At 70.9% G+C, this 25,181-nt stretch carries 20 protein-coding genes and 1 pseudogene; 18 read left to right on the top strand and 3 right to left on the bottom strand.

Annotated features, from left to right (window positions below):
* The first annotated feature begins 85 nt into the window (after nucleotides 1-85).
* From O3W51_RS15990 to O3W51_RS15950, 9 genes are all read left to right on the top strand, one after another.
* On the top strand, nucleotides 86-1,291 hold the full coding sequence (locus tag O3W51_RS15990) for a bifunctional adenosylcobinamide kinase/adenosylcobinamide-phosphate guanylyltransferase (protein WP_187144839.1): 1,206 nt from the start codon (nucleotides 86-88) through the stop codon (nucleotides 1,289-1,291).
* Between the two features lie 410 nt (nucleotides 1,292-1,701).
* Nucleotides 1,702-2,850: a nicotinate-nucleotide--dimethylbenzimidazole phosphoribosyltransferase gene (gene cobT / locus O3W51_RS15985; protein WP_138353709.1), complete on the top strand. Its 1,149-nt coding sequence runs from the start codon at nucleotides 1,702-1,704 to the stop codon at nucleotides 2,848-2,850.
* Nucleotides 2,851-2,962: 112 nt separating this feature from the next.
* Nucleotides 2,963-4,735, top strand: a complete 1,773-nt coding sequence (locus O3W51_RS15980; protein ID WP_269286302.1) for a phosphatidylglycerol lysyltransferase domain-containing protein — start codon at nucleotides 2,963-2,965, stop codon at nucleotides 4,733-4,735.
* Nucleotides 4,732-5,442, top strand: a complete 711-nt coding sequence (locus tag O3W51_RS15975) for a hypothetical protein (protein ID WP_164296214.1) — start codon at nucleotides 4,732-4,734, stop codon at nucleotides 5,440-5,442. Before O3W51_RS15980 ends, O3W51_RS15975 begins: the two co-directional genes overlap by 4 nt.
* Before the next feature lie 22 nt (nucleotides 5,443-5,464).
* Complete coding sequence (locus O3W51_RS15970; protein WP_138353711.1) at nucleotides 5,465-6,283, top strand: adenosylcobinamide-GDP ribazoletransferase; 819 nt, start codon at nucleotides 5,465-5,467, stop codon at nucleotides 6,281-6,283.
* Between the two features lie 127 nt (nucleotides 6,284-6,410).
* Entirely contained in the window at nucleotides 6,411-10,967 is a 4,557-nt protein-coding gene (locus O3W51_RS15965; RefSeq protein WP_269286297.1) for a DUF6531 domain-containing protein, read from the top strand.
* A gap of 11 nt (nucleotides 10,968-10,978) precedes the next feature.
* Nucleotides 10,979-11,284 carry a hypothetical protein gene (locus O3W51_RS15960; RefSeq protein WP_244809140.1) on the top strand — a complete coding sequence of 102 codons (306 nt, stop codon included), beginning with the start codon at nucleotides 10,979-10,981 and terminating at the stop codon, nucleotides 11,282-11,284.
* Between the two features lie 176 nt (nucleotides 11,285-11,460).
* A complete protein-coding gene (locus O3W51_RS15955; protein WP_198357145.1) occupies nucleotides 11,461-12,339 on the top strand; it encodes an AraC family transcriptional regulator in 879 nt (292 codons plus the stop codon).
* Between the two features lie 119 nt (nucleotides 12,340-12,458).
* Nucleotides 12,459-12,854 (top strand): helix-turn-helix transcriptional regulator, encoded by a 396-nt coding sequence (locus tag O3W51_RS15950; RefSeq protein WP_164296207.1) that lies wholly within the window; start codon nucleotides 12,459-12,461, stop codon nucleotides 12,852-12,854.
* Between the two features lie 14 nt (nucleotides 12,855-12,868).
* Here the strand turns inward: O3W51_RS15950 and O3W51_RS15945 are convergent, their stop codons facing one another.
* Together O3W51_RS15945 and O3W51_RS15940 are read right to left on the bottom strand one after the other, a co-directional pair.
* Nucleotides 12,869-13,276 (bottom strand): DUF2690 domain-containing protein, encoded by a 408-nt coding sequence (locus O3W51_RS15945; protein WP_138353715.1) that lies wholly within the window; start codon nucleotides 13,274-13,276, stop codon nucleotides 12,869-12,871.
* A gap of 137 nt (nucleotides 13,277-13,413) precedes the next feature.
* Nucleotides 13,414-13,890: an ATP-binding protein gene (locus O3W51_RS15940; protein WP_269286293.1), complete on the bottom strand. Its 477-nt coding sequence runs from the start codon at nucleotides 13,888-13,890 to the stop codon at nucleotides 13,414-13,416.
* Between the two features lie 123 nt (nucleotides 13,891-14,013).
* Between O3W51_RS15940 and O3W51_RS15935 the strand changes: the two genes are divergently transcribed.
* The 7 genes from O3W51_RS15935 (at nucleotide 14,014) to O3W51_RS15905 (ending at nucleotide 22,082) form a co-directional block, all read left to right on the top strand.
* Nucleotides 14,014-14,868 (top strand): helix-turn-helix domain-containing protein, encoded by an 855-nt coding sequence (locus tag O3W51_RS15935; protein WP_198357144.1) that lies wholly within the window; start codon nucleotides 14,014-14,016, stop codon nucleotides 14,866-14,868.
* A 13-nt stretch (nucleotides 14,869-14,881) separates the two neighbouring features.
* A complete protein-coding gene (locus O3W51_RS15930) occupies nucleotides 14,882-15,082 on the top strand; it encodes a DUF397 domain-containing protein (RefSeq protein WP_198357143.1) in 201 nt (66 codons plus the stop codon).
* A gap of 128 nt (nucleotides 15,083-15,210) precedes the next feature.
* A complete protein-coding gene (locus tag O3W51_RS15925) occupies nucleotides 15,211-16,722 on the top strand; it encodes a leucyl aminopeptidase (protein ID WP_138353719.1) in 1,512 nt (503 codons plus the stop codon).
* A gap of 367 nt (nucleotides 16,723-17,089) precedes the next feature.
* A complete protein-coding gene (gene lpdA, locus O3W51_RS15920; protein WP_164296201.1) occupies nucleotides 17,090-18,478 on the top strand; it encodes a dihydrolipoyl dehydrogenase in 1,389 nt (462 codons plus the stop codon).
* Between the two features lie 51 nt (nucleotides 18,479-18,529).
* A complete protein-coding gene (gene sucB, locus O3W51_RS15915; protein WP_269286288.1) occupies nucleotides 18,530-20,188 on the top strand; it encodes a 2-oxoglutarate dehydrogenase, E2 component, dihydrolipoamide succinyltransferase in 1,659 nt (552 codons plus the stop codon).
* Between the two features lie 237 nt (nucleotides 20,189-20,425).
* Nucleotides 20,426-21,427, top strand: coding sequence for a GNAT family N-acetyltransferase (locus O3W51_RS15910; RefSeq protein WP_269286286.1), 1,002 nt, complete (start codon nucleotides 20,426-20,428; stop codon nucleotides 21,425-21,427).
* Between the two features lie 142 nt (nucleotides 21,428-21,569).
* Entirely contained in the window at nucleotides 21,570-22,082 is a 513-nt protein-coding gene (locus O3W51_RS15905) for a DUF4240 domain-containing protein (protein ID WP_138353809.1), read from the top strand.
* 81 nt (nucleotides 22,083-22,163) lie between these two features.
* On the opposite strand, the gene O3W51_RS15900 is transcribed toward O3W51_RS15905, so the two are convergent.
* Nucleotides 22,164-22,664, bottom strand: coding sequence for a GNAT family N-acetyltransferase (locus O3W51_RS15900; RefSeq protein ID WP_138353722.1), 501 nt, complete (start codon nucleotides 22,662-22,664; stop codon nucleotides 22,164-22,166).
* 76 nt (nucleotides 22,665-22,740) lie between these two features.
* Between O3W51_RS15900 and O3W51_RS15895 the strand changes: the two genes are divergently transcribed.
* Both O3W51_RS15895 and O3W51_RS15890 read left to right on the top strand, forming a co-directional pair.
* On the top strand, nucleotides 22,741-23,634 hold the full coding sequence (locus O3W51_RS15895; protein ID WP_138353723.1) for a TIGR01777 family oxidoreductase: 894 nt from the start codon (nucleotides 22,741-22,743) through the stop codon (nucleotides 23,632-23,634).
* 109 nt (nucleotides 23,635-23,743) lie between these two features.
* Nucleotides 23,744-25,063: pseudogene (locus O3W51_RS15890) on the top strand (NAD(P)/FAD-dependent oxidoreductase); the annotation flags it as partial.
* Nucleotides 25,064-25,181 lie beyond the last annotated feature (118 nt).

Here is a 25,181-nt window from a genome sequence, read left to right as displayed (position 1 = left end):
GCTGTCCGTCGTGTGCCTGTCCCGCAGGGTAACCGCATGGCGGACCCGGCGAGCCCGCCGTACGCGGACGCGAGACGATCGGGGGGTGGAACTGACACTGCTCGGCACCGGAGGCCCCGAGGGCCTGCCCCTGCCCGACTGCCCCTGCGCCTCCTGTGCGGACGCCATCGGCGACCGCGACGGGCCGCGCGCCGCGACCGCCGTCCTCGTGGACGGCGTGCTGCTGCTCGACCTCACCCCCGGGCTGGCCTTCGCCGCCGCCCGTTCCGGGCACTCCCTCGGCGGCGTGCGGCAGGCACTGCTGTCCCACCCGCACGACGGGCCCGCGGTGGAGATCCCCGTCGGCCTGCCGGCACCGGGCCGCGTCCCCGACGGTCAGGAGCTGACGCTCCTGACCGGGCACCGGGTACGCGCCGTCCCCACGGACGCGCCCGGCACCGGCTACGAGATCGAGGGGCCGGACGGGATGAAGGCCCTCTATTTGCCACCGGGCTGCGCCCCCGCCGGGGTCCAGGAGGCCGCCGCACCGTACAACGTGGTGCTGTTCGACGCGGTCGACCGGCCCGACGCGCTGGGCAGGCTGCGCGCCGCCGGCGCCGTGGGCCCGACCACCGACGTCGTCGCCGTGCACATCGACCACAGCGCGCCGCCCGGCGCCGAGCTGCGGCGCCGGCTCGCCGCGCTGGGCGTGCGCGCCGTCCCCGACGGCACCACGCTGGTCGCCGGCGACTACCACGACGTACCGGACGTGCCCCGCCGCACGCTGGTGCTCGGTGGCGCCCGCTCCGGCAAGTCCGCCGAGGCGGAACGGCGGCTCGCCGCGTTCTCCGACGTCCTGTACGTGGCCACCGGCGGCACCCGCGAGGGCGACCAGGAGTGGGCGCGCCGCGTCGCGCTGCACCGCGACCGCCGGCCCGGTACGTGGGCGACGCAGGAGACCTGCGACCTGGTGCCGCTGCTCGCCGTGGACGGCGCGCCGCTGCTCATCGACTGCCTGGCGCTGTGGCTGACGTCCGCGATGGACTCCGTCGGCGCCTGGGACGACGAGCAGTGGTCGTCGGGCGGCGAACGCGAACTGCACGCCCGGGTCGCCGAGTTGACGGCGGCGTGGCGGGCGACGCGGCGCACGGTGGTCGCGGTGAGCAATGAGGTGGGTTCGGGGGTGGTTCCGGGGACGGCGTCGGGGCGCCGGTTCAGGGACGAGTTGGGGCGGTTGAACGCCGCTGTTGCGGGAGAGTCCGAGCAGGTGCTTCTTGTGGTGGCGGGTCAGGCGGTTTCGCTGCGCGGCTGATGGGGCTGTGTCCTGGTCGGGGCCGGGCTCTCCGGCAGGGGGTCCGAAATCGACTATTTACGGGCCTGGCGGCCCACAAATAGCTCGGCAGCATTTCGGACCCCCCTGCCTGCGATCCCGGCCCCTCGCGTTCACGCCCCGGTGGGGGTTGGGTGACAGGCCCGCGCCACGTGCGGGTAGCGCCGGCCCTTCGCGTTCACGCCCCGGTGGGGGTTGGGTGACGGGCCCGCGCCACGTGCGGGTTGGGGGTGGGAACTCCGGGCCGCCGCCGGTCGATCCCGCGCCGGCAGGCGACCCTGCGGCCCGCACCCCACGGCCGGAGGCCGGCCCGCGCCCGCGCGGCCCCTGCGGCCCGCGCCGGCAGGCGCCCGCTTCCCCTGGCCCGAGGCGCAGCCGGTACTGTGCGGCGAATGAGCGGCCTGAATCTCGATGACTTCGGCTCCCTGGTGGAGCGTCCCGACGCCGGTGTGCGGCGTGACGCGCAAGACCGGTGGCAGCGTCTGGTGAGCCCTCCGGGGGCTCTCGGCAAGCCCGCGGAGCTGGCCGAGTGGCTGTCGGCCGCTCAGGGGCGGGTTCCGGCGCGGCCGATCGCCCGGCCACGGGTGCTGTTGTTCGCCGGGGACCACGGGGTCGCGAGCCTGCGCGTCTCGGCGCATGAGGCCGGTACGGCCGTGGCGCTGGTCCGGGCGGTGCTCGACGGTGGGGCGCCGGTGAATGTGCTGGCGCGTCAGTTCGGGGCGCAGGTCCGCGTGATCGACATGGGCCTGGACTGCGATCCGGCGGAGCTGCCGGCCGAGGTCACCGCGCACCGGGTGCGCCGCGGCTCGGGGCGGGTGGACGTGGAGGACGCGCTCACCGTCGAGGAGGCCGAACTGGCGTTCCGCGCGGGCATGGCCATCGCCGACGAGGAGGCCGACTCCGGTACCGACCTCGTACTGCTCGGTGACATCAGCGTCGGTGGCACCACGGCCGCCGGCATTCTCGTGGCGGCGCTGTGCGGTACGGACGCCTCTGTGGTGACCGGCCGCGGCTCCGGGATCGACGACCTGGCGTGGATGCGCAAGTGCGCGGCGATCCGTGACGGGCTGCGCCGGGCCCGGCCGGTCCTGGGCGACCAGCTCGAACTGCTGGCCGCGAGCGGTGGCGCGGACCTCGCCGCGATGACGGGCTTCCTGCTGCAGGCCGCCGTGCGCAAGCTGCCCGTCGTGCTGGACGGTGTCGTCTCCGCGGCCTGTGCGCTGGTCGCGCAGCGTGTGGCGTTCCGGGCTCCCGACTGGTGGCTGGCGGGCCAGGCGAGTGGTGAGCCGGGGCAGGCCAAGGCTCTGGACCGGCTCTCCATCGAGCCGCTGCTCGACCACGGCGTACGGCTCGGCCAGGGCACCGGCGCGCTGCTCGCGCTGCCGCTGCTGCAGGCCGCGGCGGCGCTGGCGGCGGAGTTGCCGGACGTGTCGGGCGAGCCGGTGGTGGAGCGGGCCCCGGAACCCGTCACGGAACCTGTCGCCGTCACGTCGGAGGAGCCGCCCGCGGACCCGCCCCGCGAGGCGGCCGACACTCCGTAGAGCGCCGTTCCGCCCGCCCTCCGGGGTGGGCTCCGCGGGGCGTAGCCGGATCCGGCCACCGCCCCTGCGACGAGGATCCGGACATTCCGTCATAAGATCCACAACCATGGGAATGGGCAGCACGACACCGGGTCGCACACCGCAGGACGGGGAGGGCCGTCCGCATGTCTGGGGGCAGCGCTCCGCCGCCTACGCCGTCTGGTATCTGCGGGCTGTCGCCTTCCTCAACTTCCTCGGGGCGGTGTGGGTCTCCTTCGGAGCCGACATCCGGCGCCACAACATCGAGGACCTCTTCACCCCGTATCTGCTGACCGCGGGCTTCACCACGGGTGTGTTCGCGCTCTTCTTCGCCATCACCATGCGGCGCCGCAAACGGGCCGCGTGGGTGCTCAATCTCGTGCTGAGCGGGCTGTTCCTGCTGGTGCTGGCGCTGACGATGGGCTTCGCCGAGTACCGGGGCCACGTCCAGAACTGGATCACCCTGGGCCTGACCGGCTCCTTCGTCGCCGCCCTGCTGGTCGGCCGCCGTGAGTTCCGGGCCAAGGGCGACCGCTCCAATCCGAAGCACGCGATCCTGACCGCCGTCGGCGGCCTCATCGTGGGCTCGCTGATCAGCGCGCTGCTGGTCACCGCGACCAACAGCGAACACGGCTCGGACTTCGGCGCCAGCTTCCGTTACGCGATCATGCGCATGATCGCGCTCGACCCGAATGACGACAATTACGCGAACATCTCAACGCCCGGGGGGGTGGATGTCGTCATCAACGTCATGAGTGCGTTGCTCTTCCTGCTCGTGCTGTACGTGGCGTTCCGCTCGCCGCGCGGCCGGGCACTGCTCGGCCCGGAGGACGAGGCCAAGCTGCGCGGGCTCCTGGACCGCTACGGCGACCGGGACTCGCTCGGCTACTTCGCGCTGCGCCGCGACAAGAGCGTCATCTGGTCGCCGAGCGAGAAGTCCGCGATCGCGTACCGGGTCGTCGGGGAGGTGTCGCTGGCGTCCGGGGATCCGATCGGCGACCCCGAGGCGTGGCCCGGCGCCATCGACGCCTGGCTCGCCGAGGCCCGCGAGCACGCCTGGGTGCCCGCGGTGATGGGCGCGAGCGAGGAAGCGGGCGTGATCTACGCCAGGCACGGCCTGGACGCCCTGGAGATCGGGGACGAGGCGATCGTCGAGACCGCCGAGTTCACCCTGGACGGCCGCGCCATGCGGACCGTGCGGCAGGCGTACAACCGCGTCAAGCGGACCGGCTACACCGTCCGGATGCGCCGGCACGACGACATCCCCGCGGACGAGATGGACGCGATGCTGGAGCGCGCCGACGCCTGGCGCGACGGGGAGACGGAGCGCGGGTTCTCGATGGCGCTCGGCCGGCTCGGCGACCCCGCCGACGGGCGCTGCGTCATGGTCGAGTGCCACGACGGCGAGGGTGTGCCGCGCGCGCTGCTGAGCTTTGTCCCGTGGGGTCCGCAGGGGCTGTCGCTGGATCTGATGCGCCGCGACCGCGACTCCGAGAACGGGCTGATCGAGTTCATGGTCATCGAGCTGATCCAGCGCGCCGACGAGGTGGGCGTGCGGCAGATCTCGCTGAACTTCGCGATGTTCCGCTCGGTGTTCGAACGCGGCTCGAGGCTGGGCGCCGGGCCGGTGCTGCGGTTCTGGCGCTCCCTGCTGACGTTCTTCTCGCGCTGGTGGCAGATCGAGTCGCTGTACCGGGCCAACGCCAAGTACCGGCCCATCTGGGAGCCGCGGTATCTGCTGTTCGGCAAGAGCAGCGAGCTGCCGCGGATCGGAATCGCCAGTGCCCGGGCCGAGGGCTTCCTCGAAGCGCCGCGGCTGCCGTCCCCGCTGCGCAGACGCGACCGAGAGCGGACCGCTGCCAGGTGAGCCCCTTCAACAAGCGCCTTCGCGACTTCGCATACGTCGAATGGGGCGGAATCTCCCGAGATGTGTGGTTCGAGCTGCGGACGAAGAAGCTCCGCGCGATCCCACTGACCCTCTCCGCGTGCCTGTCCATCCTGACCCTTCAGGTGATCCAGCACTCCGGGAGCACCGGCACGGAGTGGGTCAACCGGCTCGGCGGCGTCTACGCGACGCTCCCGTGGTGGAAGGCGCTGCTGCGCACGCCCCTCTCGCTCTTCGTCCCCGACCCGTCGCTGCCGGTGTGGGGGCTGATCGCCCAGGTCGTCTTCATGTTCGGCATCGCCGAGATGACGGTCGGCAGGCGGCACACCCTCGGCATCGGGCTCCTCGCGACGCTCGCCGGCACGTCGTTCGCCCGCTACTCGCTCGCGGTCGGCCCCGACGGCTTCCTCGGGCTCCCGGTCTCCACCCTCGTCGTGCGCGACACCGGCCCGTCGGCGGCGGTCGTCGCCCTCGGGGTGTACGTGGCCTGCCGCTACCGCGCCTGGTGGACGGGGGGCGCGCTGATCCTCGCGATGCTCGTCGAGGTCGTCTTCATCGTGAACCTCGCGGGCTTCGAGCATCTGACGGCGATCGTGGCGACGCTGCTGCTGTGCGCCCTGGAGGGCCACCTCCGGCGGCGCCGGGAGGCGGAGCTCCATCGGGAGTCACCGCGGCAGCCCTCGGGTTAGCCGCCCGGGGTAGCCTCACGCGGTGACCGACTCCGCCGAGCCCTCGAAGGCCGGACCCGCGCCCGCCGCCTCCGTCGCGGACGCGCTCCGCTTCGCCTTCGGCACCCTCACCGCGCTGCCGGTGACCGTCACCCGCTGGGACCGGTCCGCCGCGCGCGGCGGGATGCTGTGCGCGCCGGTCGTCGGGGCGGTGGTGGGCCTGTGTGCCGCCGCGGTCGGCGGACTGCTGCTGCTCCTGGACGCGTCCCCGCTGCTCGCCGCCGTCGCCACCGCGGCCGTGCCCGCCGCCCTGACCCGCGGTCTGCACCTGGACGGCCTGGCCGACACCGCCGACGGGCTCGGCAGCGCCAAGCCCGCCGAGGACGCCCTGCGGATCATGAAGCAGTCGGACATCGGGCCCTTCGGCGTCCTGACGCTGCTCTTCGTCCTCCTCGCCCAGGTCGCCTGCCTCGCCGCCCTCTACGCCGACAGCTGGTCCCACGGCGCCGCCGCGGCCGCCGTCTCCGCCGTGGTGGCCCGTACCGCCATGACCCTGGCCTGCCGCGACGGCGTGCCCCCGGCCCGCCCCGACGGCCTGGGCGCCGCCGTGGCCGGAGCGGTCCCGCTCCGCATCGCGGCCCTCACCGCGGCCGGCACCCTCGTGGTCGCGGCGGCGGCCGGCGCCCTCTTCGGCCTCTCCCCCGCCCTCCACTTCGCCCTGGCCGCCCTCCTCGCCCTCATCACGGCCGAACTCCTCCTCCGCCACTGCCGCACCCGCTTCGGCGGCATCACGGGCGACGTCTTCGGCGCCCTGGCCGAAACGGCGGCGACGGCGGTTCTGGTCGTCCTGTCCCTGGGCTGACGACGGCATCGCCGGGTGCTGTCGCACCAGGCGCCATGGAAGCGTCTGTGGCGGAAGTGAAAGGATCGCTCGGACAGAGGCGAATCACGGGGGTTAGACAGTGGCGAATCGTCCGACGGATTGGCATGTGCTGGACCTGGACCGGGATCCGGTGCCGGGTGATCCGTACGAGGTGAAGGAACTCGCCCGGAAACTGGGCGACTTCGCGGACGATGTGTCGTCGGCGTTGCGGTCGGTGCGCGGGCTGAGCGGCAACAACGCGGTGCAGGACTGGGCGGGTCTGGCGGGGGACGCGTACCGCGAGCAGTTCGGGGATCTGCCGGGCGAGCTGGGCAAGTTGGAGAAGTCCTACCGGCTGGCTTCCGGGGCGTTGGAGACGTACTGGCCGAAGCTGGAGACCGCGCAGGCGGACGCGGACCGCGCTTTGGCGCAGGGGCGTACCGCCCGGCAGGATCTGGACGCGGCCAAGACCACGCAGGGCAACGCCGACGACTGGGTGAAGCGGGCGGGCGACAAGTCCAAGGAGTACCAGGCCGATCCGAAGCCGGGCGTGGAACCGCCGTCGGCGGACGAGGTCCGTACCGCCACCCGTAATGCGCTGGACGCTTCGAACGCGCAGAAGTCCGCGAACACCGCCGTCCACGACGCGCAGCAACGCCTGGACGCGGCGAAGGAACTGGCAGCTCAGGCCGCCCACCTGCGGGACACCGCCGCGTCGACCGCGGAGCACGCCCTGCACGAGGCGTCCGACGCTGGGATCAAGAACAAGCACTGGTGGGAGAAGGCGGTCGACTGGGTCGCCGACCACTGGGACGACATCGTCGCGGTCTGCAAGGTCATCGTCGCCGTGCTCGGCATCGTCGTCCTCATCATCGGCGGACCGCTCGCCTGGATCGTGCTGGCCGCCGCATTGGTCGTCCTCGCCGACACCCTCATCAAATACGCGCAAGGAAAAGCCAGCCTCTGGGACGTCTTCTTCGCCGCCCTCGACTGCATCCCCATGTTCAAGGGCCTGACCACCGCTGGCGGCCTGCTCAAAATGGCCAAGGAACTCCCGGCACTGCTGAAGAGCGGCAAGGCCCTGGAGAACATCGCCAACAGCGTCCGCAAGGGGGCCGGCGGGCTGCGTCAAATGGGACGCGAGATGAAGAAGCTCTTCACCTGTGGCGACCCCATCGACGTGGCAAGCGGCGAAATGGTCATGTCAGCCACCGATCTCCAACTTCCCGGTGTCCTGCCGCTGACCCTGGATCGCCACTTCCGCTCCTCGTACCGGGCGGGCCGCTGGTTCGGTAAATCCTGGGCCTCAACGCTGGACCAAAGGCTTCATCTCGACGATCAGGGTGTGCGCTTCACCACTGGCGACGGGATGCTGCTGCACTATCCCGTCCCCAGCGCAGGCCTTTCCCTCATGCCTCTCGAGGGTCCACGCTGGCCCTTGACATGGGACGGCGGACCTACCAGTGACATGTCGGTCCGCATACCCGAGTCCGGCCGGACTCTCGGTTTCACTCCGCACCCGGGCACAGCCGAACTCCTGCTCACTTCGATCAGCGATCGGTACAACAACCGCGTCACCATCACCTACTCCGCGGACGCGGCCCCCGTCGATCTGCGCCATACGGGGGGATACCACGTCGGAATCGAGACAGGGGGCGGCCGAGTCACCGCTCTGCGCCTCCTCAGCGATCCGGAACGGCCGCTGTTGATGGGATACGGATATGACGGCGACGGCAACCTCACCCAAATCTTTGACTCCTCCGGCCTGCCGCTCGCCTTCAGCTACGACAAACGTGGCCGTATCACGGGCTGGGAGGACCGGACAGGGACCTCGTACGGCTACGAGTACGACGAAGCAGGACGCTGTGTGGGTACGACAGGCTCGGAAGGGATTCTGAACTACCGCTACTCATACGATCCCGACGCCCGCACCACCGTCGCCACAAATTCTCTCGGCCACGCCACCACGTTCCACTTCAATGATCAGTACCAACTCATCCGCGAGACCGATCCGCTGGGGCAGGTCACCCTGCTGAGCTGGGATCGGTACGACCGCCTGCTCACCAGGACCGACCCCCTCGGCCGCACGACGAGCTGCGCGTACGACGGTGCCGGCAACCTGACCATGGCGACCCGCCCTGACGGCAGCTCCGCGACGATCGAGTACAACGACCTCAACCTGCCCGTGAGGATCACCCAACCCGACGGAACGCGCGCCCGCTACTCCTACGACGCCGCTGGGAACCGTACGTCCGCGACCGACGCGCTCGGCGCCACGACGACCTTCACCTACGACGAGCGCGGCGGTCTGACCAGCGTCACCGACGCGTTCGGCACAGTGCAACAGGTCGTGGTCAATGACTCCGCCGGTCTTCCGGCGGCGATCACCGACGTAGGTGGCACCACGATCCGGATCACGCGGGATGCATTCGGACGCATGGTGGAGGCCGCTGACGCGTCCGGGGCGTCCACGAGTGTCGGCTGGACGGGCGAAGGGCAGATCGCTTGGCGCATGGCTCCGGACGGGTCCGTTGAGCAATGGTCGTACGACGTCGAGGGAAACCCCGTCGCGCACCGCTCCGGCAGTGGCCGTGCAACACGATACGAGAACACTCATTTCGACCTCTGCGCCGTTCGTACGGAACCGGACGGCTCTCGTTACGAGTTCACCTACGACACCGAGCTACGAGTGGTGGCGGTAACCAACGCGCAGGGCCGAGTCTGGAGCTACGACTACGATCCCTCGGGCCGCCTCGTTGGGGAGACCGACTTCAATGGCCGGAAGCTCAGTTATCGCTACGACGCAGCCGGTCAATTGACGGAACGCATCAACGGAGAGCGGCAAAGCATCCGATTCGAGCGGGATGTCCTGGGCAATGTCACCCGGCAGGATTCCGGTGGTGTGGTCACCGACTTCGTTCACGACGCACTCGGACGCCTGAAATGTGCCGTCAGCCCCGTTGCCGACCTCTCCCGGGAGCTGGACCCTCTCGGCCGCATTCTGGCCGAAAGCGTCAACGGTCGTACTGTTTCCTCGCGTTACGACGCAATAGGCCGCCGTACTCGGCGCACCACGCCGAGCGGGGTCCTGAGCGTCTGGGAATTCGGCACCACCGGCAGGCCGATGTCCCTGCGGTCGGGCAGCCACACCGTGCGCTTCGCGTACGACGAAGCGGGCCGGGAGGTCGAGCGCGACCTAGGGGGCGTGGCACTCAGCTGGCAGTGGGACGACAACAACCGTTCGACAGCACAGACACTGTCAACCCGCGGCCCGAAGTCCCCGATGGCGCAACGGCGGACCTTCACTCACGCCGCGGACGGAAGCCTCACAGCCGTCGATGACGCCTCGGGGGGCTTCCACCACTTCGAGCTGGATTCCGCGAGCCGCGTCACTGCCGTCAACGGTGCCGACTGGACCGAGGCATACGTCTATGACACCGCCGGGAATCTCGCCGCCGCGACACTGCCGGCCGGTGAGCACACCAGCCCGGAATCGGGCGACCGGTCCTACAACGGAACGCTCATCCAGCGGGCGGGGCACGTCAACTACACATACGACGATCAGGGCCGGGTGGTCAGGCGTACGCAAAAGCTACTCTCGGGTGGCAGTCGTGTATATCAATACGTGTGGAACGCCGAAGACCGGCTCACGGACGTCACCACCCCGGACGGCATCGCCTGGCACTACGAGTACGACCCGCTCGGCCGCCGAATCTCCAAGTCACGCCTTGCCGACGACGGAACTACCGCCCTGGAAACAACGGAATTCGTCTGGGACGGCACGCGCCTCGCCGAGCAGACAACCGCGGATGCCACGACAACCTGGGATTGGGAACACGGCGACATACCCGTCGCACAGACGGTTCGCGCCGCATTGCGCGATGCCCCTCAGGACGACATCGACGAGCGCTTCTACGCCATAGTCACCGATCTGGTCGGTACGCCAACCGAAATGGTCGACGTATACGGTGTGATCGTCTGGAAGAATCGGTCGACACTGTGGGGATCACCGCTCGGCGTCACGTCACCGGCGAATGTGGACTGCCCTCTGCGCTTTCCCGGGCAGTACTACGACGCCGAGACCGGCTTGCACTACAACTATCAACGCTATTACGAACCCGGGACCGCCCGATACCTCAGCCCGGACCCGCTCGGCCTCACTGCCGCTCCCGATCACCACGGCTATGTCTCCAACCCTCTCAATTGGTCCGATCCGCTGGGTCTCAAGGCCAAGTGTCTGGTGGATCTCTACCACGGCACAACGGGAGCCGGCCTGGACGGAATCCTCAAGAACGGGATCGATCCCACCTTCAGTACTCGGGCCATGGACTTCGGACGCGGCGGCTTCTACGTCACCAATGACGCCAACCAGGCCCGACAGTGGGCCACAAGACTCGCCGACCGGGCGGGCGGCACAGCGGAGGTACTGCACTTCCGCGTTCCGAAGAGCGAGCTGGACAACCTCACGAGTAAGATCTTCCATGGTCCCAGCGACGACCTGGCCAGCTTCATCAGGCATCACCGCAATGGCTGCGCAATGCACAGCTTCGAGATGGTGGAGGGCCCCATGCTGTTGAACCTCAGGGCTTTCCGCGGCGGCGCGGACGGCGTCTTCAAGGGACACCAGATAGCGATCTTCTCCTCTAAGGCAGCTGATCTGTTCACCCGATCCTTGGTCCGTTAGGAGATCGACTCGTGTCCGAGTTCACGATGCCCGCAGTTCCGGAGATGCAGGAATATCTGGGCGAAGTCGCCGAAGAACTGGTGACCCTCTTCGGGATCTCCCGGGCCGAGGCGGTGGCGCGTATCAACCGGGCGTGGGGCAACCAGGTGTTCAACGAATGGCCCGACCTACTGGCCCACGAGGAGCCCGAGCACTGGGCCTACGGCCTCTACTACGAAGGTGACGTGCCCTACTGGGAGCCCGACGCCGACCGGTCCCAATGGCGGATCCGCCAGGCCCCGCCGCGGGACTCGCCCGCCTGGACCCTGGAGGCCTGACCGGGTGGCGGTATCGCGGGCCCGGCAGAGGCACTCGGCACGGTCCGCCCGGTGCCGACGGATCCTCAGCGCGACCTGGCAGGCCACATCTGACCGGAAAGGGTGCTCCGAACCCTTTCCCCGCACCGCAGGATGACAAGGGCTGAGCGGTTCCGGGGTCATGGGGGGAACGGACGATGCAGCATCTGGCGTGTCCTGAGGGCCGTTGGGAGGTGGCGACGGCGCTGCCGCATGCCCGGCTGCGGCCGGGGGTGCAGCGGTACCGGGGGTACCGGCTGAACCTGGACCTGCCGCGGCAGCGGCTGGAGGTCCCGGACGGCGCGGTGACGCTGTTGTTCTCCTTCGACCACGAAGTGCGGGTGACGGAGGCCCTGACGCCGTCGGCCCCCGGCAACGCCCACCGCTCGATGCTGGTCGGGCTACGCACCAGCGCCGGCCTCGGGCGGCACAGCGGGCGGCTGTACGGCCTGGAGGTCATCCTCTCGCCATGGAAGGCGTATTCGCTGTTCGGGATCCCGATGCACGAACTCGCCGACACCATCACCGACCCCATCGACCTGCTCGGCCCCCGCTGCCGCGATCTCGCCGACGCCCTCGCCTGCGCCGCTGGCTGGGCCCAGCGCTTCGACCTGCTGGACACCGTGTTCCTGCACTGGTCCGAGGACGCGCTCCCCGTCTCGGACCGCGTCCGGTACGCCTGGCGGGAACTCGCCAGGACCTCCGGCGCCCTGCCCATCGGCGAGCTCGTCGCCGCCACCGGGTGGGGCTGGCGGCAGTTGGAGAACCGCTTCCGCGCCGAGATCGGGCTGACGCCGAAGGGCGCGGCGCGCGTCATGCGGCTGCGCAAGGTGCTGCGGCTGATGGCGGCGGACCTGCCGGTGGCGGGCATCGCCGCCGAGTGCGGATTCAGCGACCAGGCGCACCTGAACCGCGAGTTCAAGGCGATGATCGGCCGCACCCCCCGCCAGTTCCGGCACGCCCGCGGCCTGGACTTCGCGGGCCCGCCCACGGTGGACCGGGTGGACGGCCAGGTCACCAGCATCATCCTGACCTGACGCCGGCCTGCGCCGAACCGTGCCGGGTGCGGGTGCGGGTGCGGGTGCGGGTGCCGGGTGCGGGTGCGGGTGCGAATTTCTTCAATACGGCGCGACCGCCGCTCTGCGAGCCTGCCGAGGTGTATGACACCAGAACGGCCCCGTCCGCCCCGGCGGCACTACGGCGCTACCAGGAACTGCTCGCGGACCAGAACCGGTTGCTCGCCGAGCAGAACGCCCTGCTGGAACGCATCCAGACCTTCACCGCCCTGGCCGCCGCACCGTCACCGCCCGCCGTCTCCCGCTGCGACCCACCCGTCCTGCCCCCGACGCTCGTGCAGCGCCACATCCTGCTGCTCCTCGCGGACGGCACCAAGGACAGCGCGATCGCCCGCCGGCTGGGCGTCAGCGAACGATCCGTCCGCCGCCACGTCGGCTCCCTCGCCGAACGGGCCGGAGCCAGCAACAGGTTCACCCTGGCACTGGCCGCGGCCCGCCTCGGCTGGCTGCCGGCCTACGACCGGCGGGCCGTCTAGGCCCACTGGGCCCTCTAGTACCAGCCGGTACACACGGTGGTGCCGTTGAACCCGCACGCCCGCATGACGTAACCCGCGTCATCGAAGGCCGGCGTGTGGGTGTCGCTGCCCGACTGCTGCGTGGTCATCCCCATCGGCCCGGTCCACGTGGACCCACCGTTGCTCGACCGGTCGACCCACACCTTGTTGCCCACGTTGGAACTGCTGATCCGTCCCCACGCGCACCGGCTGGACGTGCTGTAGCGCAGCTCGATGTACATGCTCCCGTTGTGCGCGGTCTTCTTGGTCACCGCGTTGCTCGTACTGCACGCCGCTGGCGCGCTGGGCGCCGCGCTCGCGGCTGGGGCGAGGGTGACGACACCCGCCACGACGATGGCGGTACTTCCGATTCCTGCGGCGATCCGGCGCTTGAGCGAAGACATCTGCGATTCCCTTCGGCTACCTGCTGGGACCCCCCGATCCCACCAGCCGAAGTCCCCCCGGACGAGGGCGAACAGGACATGCGTCCCCTTCCGGACACCCTGGAACCGTTAGACCGCCGCGTACGTCGTTGCGGCGGTCACCGTGCCGCCAGCTCGAACCACATCAGCTTGCCGCACAGCCCGAACGGCTCCTCCCCCAGCGCGTATCCGCCGCACCGGTCCGAGAACAGGTCCAGCAGGAAGAGCCCGCGCCCGCCGTCCGCGTCCGGATCCGGCGCGAGCGCCGCCGGCAGCTCCGGGTTGTTGTCCCGGACCGTCACCCGCAGCCGACGCGGCTCCCAGTTGAGCCGCAGCGAAGCGGGGCCCTGCGCGTAGCGGTACGCGTTGGTCGCCAGCTCCGAGGTCAACAGCGCAGCCGTATCGACGAGTTCACGTAAGCCGTGTGCCACGAGGATCGCCCGGACGGTCGTCCGGGCGATCCCGGGCGCGCGTGGGTCGTGCGGCAGTTGGAGGTAGTACTCCCACGTTTCCGCTTCGCGGCGGGCGGGGTCGGGACACGACGGCTGCACGGCGTACATGTTGCCCTCCGGGCCGGGTTGAGTGGCGTGGGTCACACCGTAGTGGATTCTGACTCACATGTGAGTCCATTTCCAACTAACAGGTGAACTATTCTTGCGGCTGCTGGACCGGCCTCGTGCAGCGCTGACAAACTGGCTCCGGCCTGCGAGAGAGGACCCATGGCATCGAAGAACCCACCGACAGGTAGGCAGCGCCGCCTGGCCACGGAGGTCCGCAGGCTTCGCGAACAAGCAGGTCTCTCCGTGGCGGAGGCCGCCGAGCGGCTGGGCGCGGACCGGACGATGGTCTCGAACATCGAAGCGGCACGCACCGGCCTCAGCGAGGACCGGGTCCGCCAGATCGCCAGCTTCTACCGATGCTCCGACCACGCGCTGATCGATGCCCTGGCCGGGATGACCGGTGCGCGACGGGGTCGTCTCTGGTGGGACGAGTACCGCGGCAAGGTTCCCGGCGGGTTCCTCGACATCTGCGAGTTGGAGCACTTCGCCGTCTCTTTGCGTACCTCCCAGACGACACATCTGCCGGGACTGTTCCAGACCGAAGACCATGCCCGCGCGATCTTCTCGCTCGCCGTCCCCAAGCCCCGCCCGCTTGAGCTGGAGTTGCGGCTCGCGCAGCGGATGGCACGTCAGACCGTCCTCGACCGGCCCGACCCACCGCAGTACACCGGGATCATCCACGAGGCCGCGCTCCGCATTCAGTTCGGCGGCCCGAAAACCACGCGTGCGCAGCTCGAGTACCTCGCCGAGGCCTCCGAGCGGGAGCGCGTCACCCTGCTGGTGATCCCCTTCAGCGCCGGTGGGATCTTCGGTGACGGCCAGTCCATCCTCTACGCCAAGGGTCCCGTCCCGCAGTTGGACACCGTGCAGTTGGACTCGGCGCTCGGCCCGGTCTTCGTCGACGCCCCGACGCCGCTGACGAACTATGCGGCGCTGCTCGACAACATGGAGCAGATGGCAATGCCCGCAGTCGCGTCCCGGGAGCTCATCCTGGCAATCGCCCGCGAACTCTGAGAGGTGGCCGTACGTGTCCCGACCGAACTGGCAGAAGTCCTCGTTCTCCGGCGGAGGCGGCAACAACTGCATACAGCTGGCCGTCACCGGCCCCCGCGTATCCATACGCGAAAGCACCGAGCCCGGGGCGATCGTGACGACCACCCCCGCCCGGCTCAGGGCGTTCCTCGACGCCGTGAAGGCAGGGGCCCTCGACGCGCCGCGTCAGGCGTAGGCTCGACCGCGGCACAGGCCGCGCAGCCCTGGCGTGCCGCCCCGCGGGCGTGGCGGAATACGATGCGAGGGGCGCGGCCGGCCCACCCCTCGGCCGACAACATTCGACGGAACAGGACCACCCTCACCGTGACTGCACTGACACTCAGCACTTCCTCCGGCGCAGCGTTGCGCGCGGATGCCGTCGTCATCGGAGTGACCAAGGGCGCCAAGGGCCCCGAGGTCGCCGCCGGTGCGGAGGCCGTGGACGCGGCGTTCGACGGCAAGCTCGCCGCGACGCTGGAACTCCTCGGCGCCTCGGGCGGCGAGGGCGAGGTGACGAAGCTGCCGGCTCCGTCCGGCGTGAAGTCGGCGGTGGTGCTCGCTGTGGGTCTGGGTGAGACGCCCGCCGACGGTGCCGGCTACGACGCCGAGGCGCTGCGCCGGGCGGCCGGTGCCGCGGCGCGTGCGCTGAGCGGGACGAAGAAGGCGGCGTTCGCGCTGCCGGCGACGGACGCGGCGGGCGTGGAGGCGGTGGCGACGGGCGCACTGCTGGGCGCTTACGCGTACACGGCGTACCGGGTGGACAGCGCCGGCGGCAAGGGTCCGCTGGGCGAGATCGCCCTGGTGGGTGCCAAGCCGCGCGACAAGGCGCACAAGGCCGCGGCCGAGCGGGCGACCGCGGTGGCCGAGGAGGTCAACCGGGCGCGTGACCTGATCAACATGCCGCCGAACGACCTGAACCCGAAGGCGTTCGCGTCGGCGGTCCAGGCCGCGGGCAAGGAGCACGGCCTCAAGGTCGAGGTGCTCGACGAGAAGGCGCTGCTCAAGGGCGGCTTCGGCGGCATCATGGGCGTCGGCCAGGGCTCGGCGACCCCGCCGCGGCTGGTGAAGGTGGCGTACACCCACCCGAAGGCGAAGAAGACCGTCGCGCTGGTCGGCAAGGGCATCACGTACGACTCGGGCGGCATCTCCCTCAAGCCCCCGGGCCACAACGAGACGATGAAGTGCGACATGAGCGGCGCGGCCGCCGTGTTCGCGACCGTCGTGGCCGCGTCCAAGCTGGGCCTGCAGGTCAACGTGACCGGCTGGCTGGCGCTCGCGGAGAACATGCCGGGCGGCAACGCGACGCGTCCCGGCGACGTGCTGAAGATGTACTCGGGCAAGACCGTCGAGGTGCTCAACACCGACGCCGAGGGCCGGCTGGTCCTGGCGGACGCGCTGGCGCGCGCCTCCGAGGACAACCCGGACGCGATCGTGGACGTGGCGACGCTGACCGGCGCGATGGTGCTGGCGCTCGGTACTCGTACGTTCGCGATCATGTCGAACGACGACGGCTTCCGTACCGTGCTGCACGAGACGGCGACGGAGTCGGGCGAGCAGGCGTGGCCGATGCCGATGCCGCCGGAGCTGCTCAAGGCGATGGACTCCCCGGTCGCGGACATCGCGAACATGGGCGAGCGGGCGGGCGGCGGCCTGGTGGCCGGTCTGTTCCTGCAGGAGTTCGTGGGCGAGGGCATCACCTGGGCGCACCTGGACATCGCGGGCCCGGCGTTCAACGAGGGCGCGCCGTTCGGCTACACCCCGAAGGGCGGCGCCGGCACGGCGGTCCGCACCCTGGTCCGGCTGGTCGAGAAGGCCGCCGCGGGCGACGTCCTCTAGACCCCCGGCAAACCCCGGACGGACGCGCTTCCGACCGCGCGTTTCAGCCGGAATTCAGTGCTCGTTTGTACGAAGGTACGGCCCCGGGCTAGCACGCCCGGGGCCGTACGCGCGACCGGGCGGGTGTTCGCCCTGAGCGAGATTCCAGCGCCCGGAGTGCCCCTTACGGGCCAGTAGCCTCCCGGGATGAGGCTTAAGTCCGTCTCAGACCCCGGCCCGGTGGCCCGTCCGCCGCGAACAAGTGCGAAGATGTTGGTCGGCACGACAGGGCCCAGTTTTCACAGTTTTCAGACATAGCGGCCGAATAACAGCCGCCGCCCGGTCACCACAGACCGGCTCCGGCGTACCCATGCATGGAGGACGTGACGTGGCGAACGACGCCAGCACCGTTTTCGACCTAGTGATCCTCGGCGGCGGCAGTGGCGGTTACGCCGCGGCGCTGCGCGCGGCGCAGCTGGGCCTGGACGTCGCCCTGATCGAGAAGAACAAGCTCGGTGGCACGTGTCTGCACAACGGCTGCATCCCCACAAAGGCTCTGCTGCACGCGGGCGAGATCGCCGACCAGGCTCGTGAGAGCGAGCAGTTCGGTGTCAAGACCACCTTCGATGGCATCGACATGGCGGGTGTCCACAAGTACAAGGACGACGTGATCGCGGGCCTGTACAAGGGTCTGCAGGGGCTGGTCGCCAGCCGCAAGATCACTTACGTCACGGGTGAGGGCCGGGTGTCCTCCCCCACCACCGTCGATGTGAACGGCGAGCGCTACACCGGCCGCCACCTCCTGCTGGCGACCGGCTCCGTGCCGAAGTCGCTGCCGGGTCTGACCATCGACGGCGACCGCATCATCTCCTCGGACCACGCGCTGGTCCTGGACCGCGTCCCGAAGTCCGCGATCGTGCTGGGCGGCGGCGTCATCGGCGTCGAGTTCGCCTCCGCGTGGAAGTCCTTCGGCGCGGACATCACGATCATCGAGGGCCTGCCGCACCTGGCCCCGCTGGAGGACGAGAACAGCTCCAAGATCCTGGAGCGCGCCTTCCGCAAGCGCGGCATCAAGTTCAACCTCGGCACCTTCTTCCAGAAGGCCGAGTACACGGCCGACGGTGTGAAGGTGACCCTCGCCGACGGCAAGGAGTTCGAGGCCGAGCTGCTGCTCGTCGCCGTCGGCCGCGGCCCGGTCTCGCAGGGCCTGGGCTACGAGGAGGCCGGTGTCGCACTCGACCGCGGCTATGTCCTCGTCGACGAGTACATGCAGACCAACGTGCCGACCATCTCGGCCGTCGGCGACCTCGTCCCGACCCTCCAGCTCGCGCACGTCGGCTTCGCCGAGGGCATCCTGGTAGCTGAGCGGCTGGCCGGTCTCAAGGCCGTGCCGATCGACTACGACGGCGTTCCGCGCGTCACGTACTGCCACCCGGAGGTCGCCTCCGTCGGTATCACCGAGGCGAAGGCCAAGGAGCTGTACGGCGCCGACAAGGTCGTCACCCTGAAGTACAACCTCGCGGGCAACGGCAAGAGCAAGATCCTCAAGACCGCGGGCGAGATCAAGCTCGTCCAGGTCAGGGATGGTGCCGTCGTCGGCGTCCACATGGTCGGTGACCGTATGGGCGAGCAGGTCGGCGAAGCCCAGCTGATCTACAACTGGGAAGCGCTGCCGGCCGAGGTCGCCCAGCTCATCCACGCGCACCCGACCCAGAGCGAGGCGCTCGGCGAGGCCCACCTGGCCCTCGCGGGCAAGCCGCTGCACTCGCACGACTAAGCCCCTCACCACGCACCCCATCCGCACAGATCGTTAGGAGCAACCGCAACCATGGCGGTTTCCGTAACCCTTCCGGCGCTCGGCGAGAGCGTGACCGAGGGCACCGTCACCCGTTGGCTCAAGGCCGAGGGTGAACGCGTCGAGGCAGACGAGCCGCTGCTCGAGGTGTCGACCGACAAGGTCGACACCGAGATCCCGTCGCCCGCTTCCGGCATTCTGGCCTCCATCAAGGTGGCCGAGGACGAGACCGTCGAGGTCGGCGCCGAGCTGGCCATCATCGACGACGGCTCGGGCGCGCCCGCCGCCGCCCCGGCCGCTGCCGAGGCTCCGGCCCCGGCTCCCGTCCAGGCCGAGGCCCCCGCCGCGCCGGCTCCGGCCGCCGAGGCCCCCGCGGCCCCGGCCCCGGCCGCCGCTCCCTCGGGCTCCGCCGAGGGCACCCCGGTCCTGCTGCCCGCACTGGGCGAGTCGGTCACCGAGGGCACCGTCACCCGTTGGCTCAAGTCGGTCGGCGAGACCGTCGAGGCCGACGAGCCGCTGCTCGAGGTCTCCACCGACAAGGTCGACACCGAGATCCCGGCCCCGACCGGTGGTGTCCTCCTGGAGATCCTCATCAACGAGGACGAGACCGCCGAGGTCGGCGCCAAGCTCGCCGTCATCGGCGCCGCGGGTGCCGCTCCGGCGGCTGCCCCGGCCGCCGCGGCTCCGGCTCCGGCCGCCACCCCGGCACCGGCTCCCGCCGCCCCCGCCCAGGCCCCGGCCGCCGCTCCGGCACCGGCCACCTCGGGTGACGACGGCGCCTACGTGACCCCCCTGGTCCGTAAGCTCGCCTCCGAGAACGGCGTGAACCTGTCCTCGGTCAAGGGCACCGGCGTCGGTGGCCGTATCCGCAAGCAGGACGTCCTCGCCGCCGCCGAGGCCGCCAAGGCCGCGGCCACCGCGGCCCCGGCCGCGTCCGCGCCCGCTCCGAAGGCCGCCCTCGTGGCGTCCCCGCTGCGCGGCCAGACGGTCAAGATGACCCGCATGCGCAAGGTCATCGGCGACAACATGATGAAGGCGCTGCACAGCCAGGCGCAGCTCACCAGCGTGGTCGAGGTGGACATCACCAAGATCATGCAGATGCGCAACAAGGCCAAGGACGCGTTCGCGCAGCGCGAGGGCGTCAAGCTCTCGCCGATGCCGTTCTTCGTCAAGGCCGCGGCCCAGGCGCTGAAGGCCCACCCGGTCGTCAACGCCCGGATCAACGACGACGAGGGCACCATCACCTACTTCGACTCCGAGAACATCGGTATCGCGGTGGACTCCGAGAAGGGTCTGATGACTCCGGTCATCAAGGGTGCGGGCGACCTCAACATCGCGGGTATCTCCAAGCGGACCGCGGAGCTGGCCGGCAAGGTCCGGGCGAGCAAGATCAGCCCGGACGAGCTGTCCGGCGCCACCTTCACGATCAGCAACACCGGCTCGCGCGGTGCGCTGTTCGACACGGTGATCGTGCCCCCGAACCAGGCCGCCATCCTGGGCATCGGCGCGACCGTCAAGCGTCCGGTGGTCATCGAGACCGCCGAGGGCACCGTCATCGGCGTCCGCGACATGACGTACCTGGCGCTCTCCTACGACCACCGCCTGGTGGACGGTGCCGATGCGGCCCGTTACCTGACGGCCGTCAAGGAGATCCTGGAAGCCGCCGAGTTCGAGACCGAGATCGGTCTCTGACACTCATGCCGCGTCCCTGACGCGGCGAGGTGATCGCAGTGCGACGCCCCCGACCCGGTACGCCGGGCCGGGGGCGTCGGCGTTCCGGCGGTGAGGACGGTCCGGCAGAGCGGACCACCTTGCCCTCGGGCTCGTCATTCGCCTTGTCGGCCACGCCGCACCTCCTGTAGTGGTACGTACTGCATGACCGTCGCAGCCATACCCGGCACCCTGTGCCAGGTTTCCTCCGGAGGCATCTTGCCGCTTCACATAGATCTGCTGACCGACCCCACCGGCGCGCAGCTCCACGACTGGCACCAGGTGCTCACCGCCGCCCTCGGCCATGACCTGCCCGGTGATCCGGTCCCCTCGTCGGACGATGTGTCCGCTCAGCTCACGACGCCGAGCGCCCACAGCCGCAAGCTGCTGTGGCTGGCGCGGAACACCGCGGGGGCGCCGGTGGGAACCGCCGCACTGCGGCTGTTCGACGAGCCGGGGCGCTCCCATCTCGCGGCGCTGGAGCTGTACTCGCACCCCGCCCACCGGCGGCTCGGCGCCGGTTCCCTGCTGCTGGACACCGCCGTGGGCGCGGCCCGCGACAACGGGCGGCGCAGCCTCGTCACCAGAACCACGGTCGGGACCCCCGGCGACCGGTTCCTGGCCACCCGCGCGTTCACCCCGGCGCTGAAGCTCACCTGGCGGCGGCTGCGGTTCGACAGCATGGACACCGCCGCGATCGGCGCGTTCGCCGGCGAGCAGCACCACGGCTACCGGCTGGAGACCTGGGAGGGCGTCGCCCCGGAAGCTCTGATCGACGGCTTCGCGCTCGCCAAGCGGGCCATGGGCGTGGGCGCCGGGCCGGCCGGCGGGATCCCCCCCGGCCATGTGCCGTGGAACGCCGAGCGGGTCCGATCCGCCTCCGAGATCTTCGCCAAGCGCGGCGAGCAGCTGATCACCGTGGCCGCGATCAGTGAGGCGGACGGCTCGGTGGCCGGGTACACCGAGCTGGTCGTACCGGCCGACGGCTCCGGCCGCGCGCTGCAGTACGACACGGCCGTCGTCCCCGGCCATCGCGGGCACGGGCTCGGGCGCTGGATGAAGGCGTCGATGATCCAGCGGATCACGTCCGAGCTGCCCGGAGTGACGGAGATCGAGACCGACAACGCCGACGACAACCGGCACATGGTGGCGATCAACACGGGGCTCGGCTTCGTGCCCGTCCGGCAGACGGTGGAGTACCAGCTGCGCCTGGCGGAATGATTTCCTCCGATCCGTCCCACGACCGCCGGGGAGCGCCCTGCGACGTCATCCGGCCATTGAGCCCAAACGTGCGTAACGACACGGGCGCATACGGGGCACTCCGCGTGCGTCCGGCCCCGGCAACCGGGAAGCTGGACGCGTGATGGACGAGACGGAGTTCTGGGAGATCATCGACAGTACGCGCGCGGCCGCGGACGGTGATCCGGAGGAACAGGCCGATCTGCTGATCGAGCGGCTCGCGCTGCTCGATCCGGACTCGGTCACGGACTTCGCGCGGCACTTCGAGACGCGCTTCGCGCGGGCCTTCCGCTGGGACGTGTGGGGCGCCGCCGACATCATGCTGGGCGGCGCCGACGACGAGGCGTTCGACTTCTTCCGCTGCTGGCTGATCGGACAGGGCCGGCACGTCTTCGAGGGTGCCCTGCACAGCCCCGACGACCTGGCCTTCCTCGTCGCGGAGTTCGACCCGGAGGTCGACGGCGACGCCGAGGAGCTGGGTTACGCGGCGGACGAGGCGTACGAGCAGCTGACCGGGGTGCGGCTGCCCGACCTGGAGCTGCCGCCGCCCGGTGACCCGGAGGGCGAGCAGCTGGACATGGACGACACGGACCTCATGGCGGACCGGTTCCCCAAGTTGTGGGCCCGCTTCGGCTGACCGGACCGCCCGGCTGACCGGACCGCCCGGCCGGAGGAGCCGCTGACCGGACCGCCTGAGCCGGCCGGCCGACCGGCCCGCCTACGCAGCGGCGAAGTCCAGCGGCCGGCCCATCAGCACGTCGTCCACGTACGCGCCTTCCAGCAGGAACTCGCCCGGCAGGACGCCCTCGACCGCGAACCCCATCGACTCGTAGAGCCGCCGCGCCGGAGCGTTGTGGCCCAGCACCCGCAGGGTCATCCGGGTCGCGCCCTGCCGGCCCGCCTCGTGCAGCGCCGCGGCCATCAGCCTGCGGGCGATGCCCCGGCCGCGGGCCCAGGTGTCCACCGCGAGCCCCTGTATCTGGCGGACGTGCGCGTTGCACGGCAGCGGGGTGGGCGGCACGATCCGCACATAACCGGCCACCCGCCCGTCGACCTGCGCGACGAGGATCTCCTCCGGCGTATGGCGCTCGTCGTAGAACGGCTTGCCGGGGTCGGGAGGCGGCTGCACCGCGTGCAGCGAGGACCAGGTGCGGACATCGATCCCGACGAGGTCGGCCTCGTCGGCGTAGGTCGCCGAACGGACCATCACATCTGACATGCCGGCAACTCTGCCACGTGCGGCTCCCGGCCCCCAGAGCGCCCCGCCGGGTCCCGTCGCGGGGCAGAATGGCCCCATGCGTATCGCAGTCACCGGCGCGTCAGGCCTGATCGGTTCCGCCCTCGTCCGCTCCCTCGGCACCGACGGGCACGTGGTCGTCCGCCTGGTCCGGCGCGAACCCGCCGGCCCCGACGAGGTCCGCTGGGACCCCGCCCGCCAGTCCGTGGACACCAAGGGGCTGACGGGCTGCGACGCGGTCGTCCACCTCGCCGGCGCGGGCGTCGGCGACCACCGCTGGACCGCCGCGTACAAGAAGGAGATCCACGACAGCCGGGTCCTCGGCACCACCGCCATCGCCCGGGCCGTCGCGTCCCTCGACACCCCGCCCAAGGTCTTCGTCTGCGGCACCGCGCTCGGCTACTACGGCGACACCGGCGACCGCCGCACGGACGAGGACGGCCCGGCCGGCGCGGGCTTCCTCGCCGGCGTCGTCCAGGACTGGGAGGCCGCCGCGGAACCCGCGGCCGCGGCCGGCATCCGGACCGTCTTCGCCCGCACCGGCCTCGTCGTGTCCCGCCGGGGCGGCGCCTGGGGACGGCTGTTCCCGCTCTTCAACGCCGGTCTCGGCGGCCGGCTCGGCGACGGGCGCCAGTACTGGAGCTTCATCTCCCTGCACGACGAGATCGCCGCGTTCCGCCACATCATCGACACCGCGAGCCTCTCGGGACCGGTGAACCTGACGGCGCCTGAACCCCTCACCAACCGCGAGGTGACCGCCGCGATGGGCCGCGTCATGCACCGGCCCACCCTCGCCACCGTCCCCGCGTTCGCCCTGCGCATCGCGCTCGGCGAGTTCTCCCAGGACGTCCTGATGAGCCAGCGGGTGGTGCCGCGGCGGCTGCTCGACTCGGGCTTCTCCTTCGCGTTCCCGGGCATCGAGGAGAGCATCCGGGCCGCGTTCGGGCACTGAGTGCCGAAAGGCTGAATCGCACCGTGCACCTGGTGCATCAGCCACGTGTGATGAGGGCATGACCCCTACCAGCGCCAGCTGACGCGAGCGGGGAACGAAGCCAACCTCCGGGAGGGGCATCGTGCTCTCAACAGCACGGCAAGCGGACGTCGTCGTGATCGGGGCCGGGCTCGCGGGCCTCGCAGCGGCGCACCATCTGATCAGTGCGGGGCTGACCGTCACCGTGCTGGAAGCGGGATCCCGGGTCGGCGGCCGGATGGCCACCGACACCGTGGACGGTTTCCGGCTCGACCACGGTCCACAGCTGCTCAACACGTCGTACTCCGAACTCCGGCGCACCCCGGGGCTCCAGGGGCTGCGGCTGCGCCCGTTCGCCCCCGGCGCCCTGGTGCGGGCCGGCGGCCGCGGCTACCGCGTCGGCGACACCCGCGGCACCCGGGCCCGGGCCGTGCTCTCCGCCGCCAGGACCCCGCTCGGCGACACCCTCGACCGGGCGGGGCTCGGCACCGCGCTCAACCGGCTGGCCGCCACCTCCACCGCCCGGCTCCTCGCCCGGCCCGAGACCACCACGGCCGCCGCACTCGCCGCCCGTGGCTTCGCCCCCCGGCTCCTCGACGGATTCGTCCGCCCCCTGCTCAACGCCCTGCTCTGCGACCCGGACCTCACCACGTCCAGCCGGTGCGCCGACCTCGTGCTGCGCGGCTTCGCCCGCGGCGGAACGTGCCTGCCCGCCTCCGGCGCGGCCGCCGTCCCGCACCGCCTCGCCGCCGCCCTGCCGCCGGGCACCGTGCGCCTCGGCGTCCGGGCCACCGCCGTCTCCGTCAACGCCGTCGCCACCGACGGCCGCGGATCCGGCGAACTGCCCTGCCGAGCCGTGGTGGTGGCCACCGGCGCCCGCGCCGCCGGCGAACTCCTCCCCGGCCTCCGGGTACCCGGCTTCCACGCCGTAACCGTCGTCCACCACGCCGCGCCCCGTTCCCCGCTGCGCGAGCCCCTGCTGGTCCTCGACGCCGACCGGCACGGTCCCGTCTCGCACACCCTCCCGGCCAGCGAACTCGACCCCTCCCGCGCCCCGTCAGGACGCGCCCTCGTCACCTCCGTCCTCCTCGGCCCCCAGGAGGACGGCCGCACCGACGACATCGCCGTCCGCAAGCACCTGGCCGAGCTGTACGAAACCTCGACGGACGACTGGGAACCCCTCGCCACCCACCACGACCCCGAGGCCGTCCCCGTGATGACCGCCCCCCACGACCTCCGACGCCCCGTCCGGCTCCTGTGCGGCCTCTACGTCTGCGGCGACCACCGCGACACCAGCACCGTCCAAGGCGCCCTCCTCTCCGGCCACCGCGCCGCCACCCACCTCCTGGCGGACTTCGGCCTCCACCCGGCCCTGGTGACGTCCCCCCAACCGGCGGAGGAGGCGGCGTAGAGCCACGCGCCTCCGACGTGAGGACACGGACACCAGCACCCACCCCTTCCCGCCGGCTGGAGCGGGCGTGAGGTGACCGGGGCCGGAGGGGTGGGGCTTCGACATGCTGCCGAGCTGT

It is taken from the genome of Streptomyces sp. H39-C1 (assembly GCF_027158125.1).
GTDB lineage: Bacteria > Actinomycetota > Actinomycetes > Streptomycetales > Streptomycetaceae > Actinacidiphila > Actinacidiphila fildesensis.
Note: the sequence above shows the minus strand (reverse complement) of the source record. Positions and strands in the feature narration are given on the sequence as shown.

Bases quoted from the DNA above. Each gene is read 5' to 3' on its own strand.
- O3W51_RS15955 (WP_198357145.1), top strand. From the start codon at position 11,461: ATGCAGCATCTGGCGTGTCCTGAGGGCCGTTGGGAGGTGGCGACGGCG.
- cobT (WP_138353709.1), top strand. From the start codon at position 1,702: ATGAGCGGCCTGAATCTCGATGACTTCGGCTCCCTGGTGGAGCGTCCC.
- O3W51_RS15895 (WP_138353723.1), top strand. From the start codon at position 22,741: ATGCGTATCGCAGTCACCGGCGCGTCAGGCCTGATCGGTTCCGCCCTC.
- O3W51_RS15935 (WP_198357144.1), top strand. From the start codon at position 14,014: ATGGCATCGAAGAACCCACCGACAGGTAGGCAGCGCCGCCTGGCCACG.
- O3W51_RS15900 (WP_138353722.1), bottom strand. From the start codon at position 22,664: ATGTCAGATGTGATGGTCCGTTCGGCGACCTACGCCGACGAGGCCGAC.
- O3W51_RS15980 (WP_269286302.1), top strand. From the start codon at position 2,963: ATGGGCAGCACGACACCGGGTCGCACACCGCAGGACGGGGAGGGCCGT.
- sucB (WP_269286288.1), top strand. From the start codon at position 18,530: ATGGCGGTTTCCGTAACCCTTCCGGCGCTCGGCGAGAGCGTGACCGAG.
- O3W51_RS15945 (WP_138353715.1), bottom strand. From the start codon at position 13,276: ATGTCTTCGCTCAAGCGCCGGATCGCCGCAGGAATCGGAAGTACCGCC.
- O3W51_RS15905 (WP_138353809.1), top strand. From the start codon at position 21,570: ATGGACGAGACGGAGTTCTGGGAGATCATCGACAGTACGCGCGCGGCC.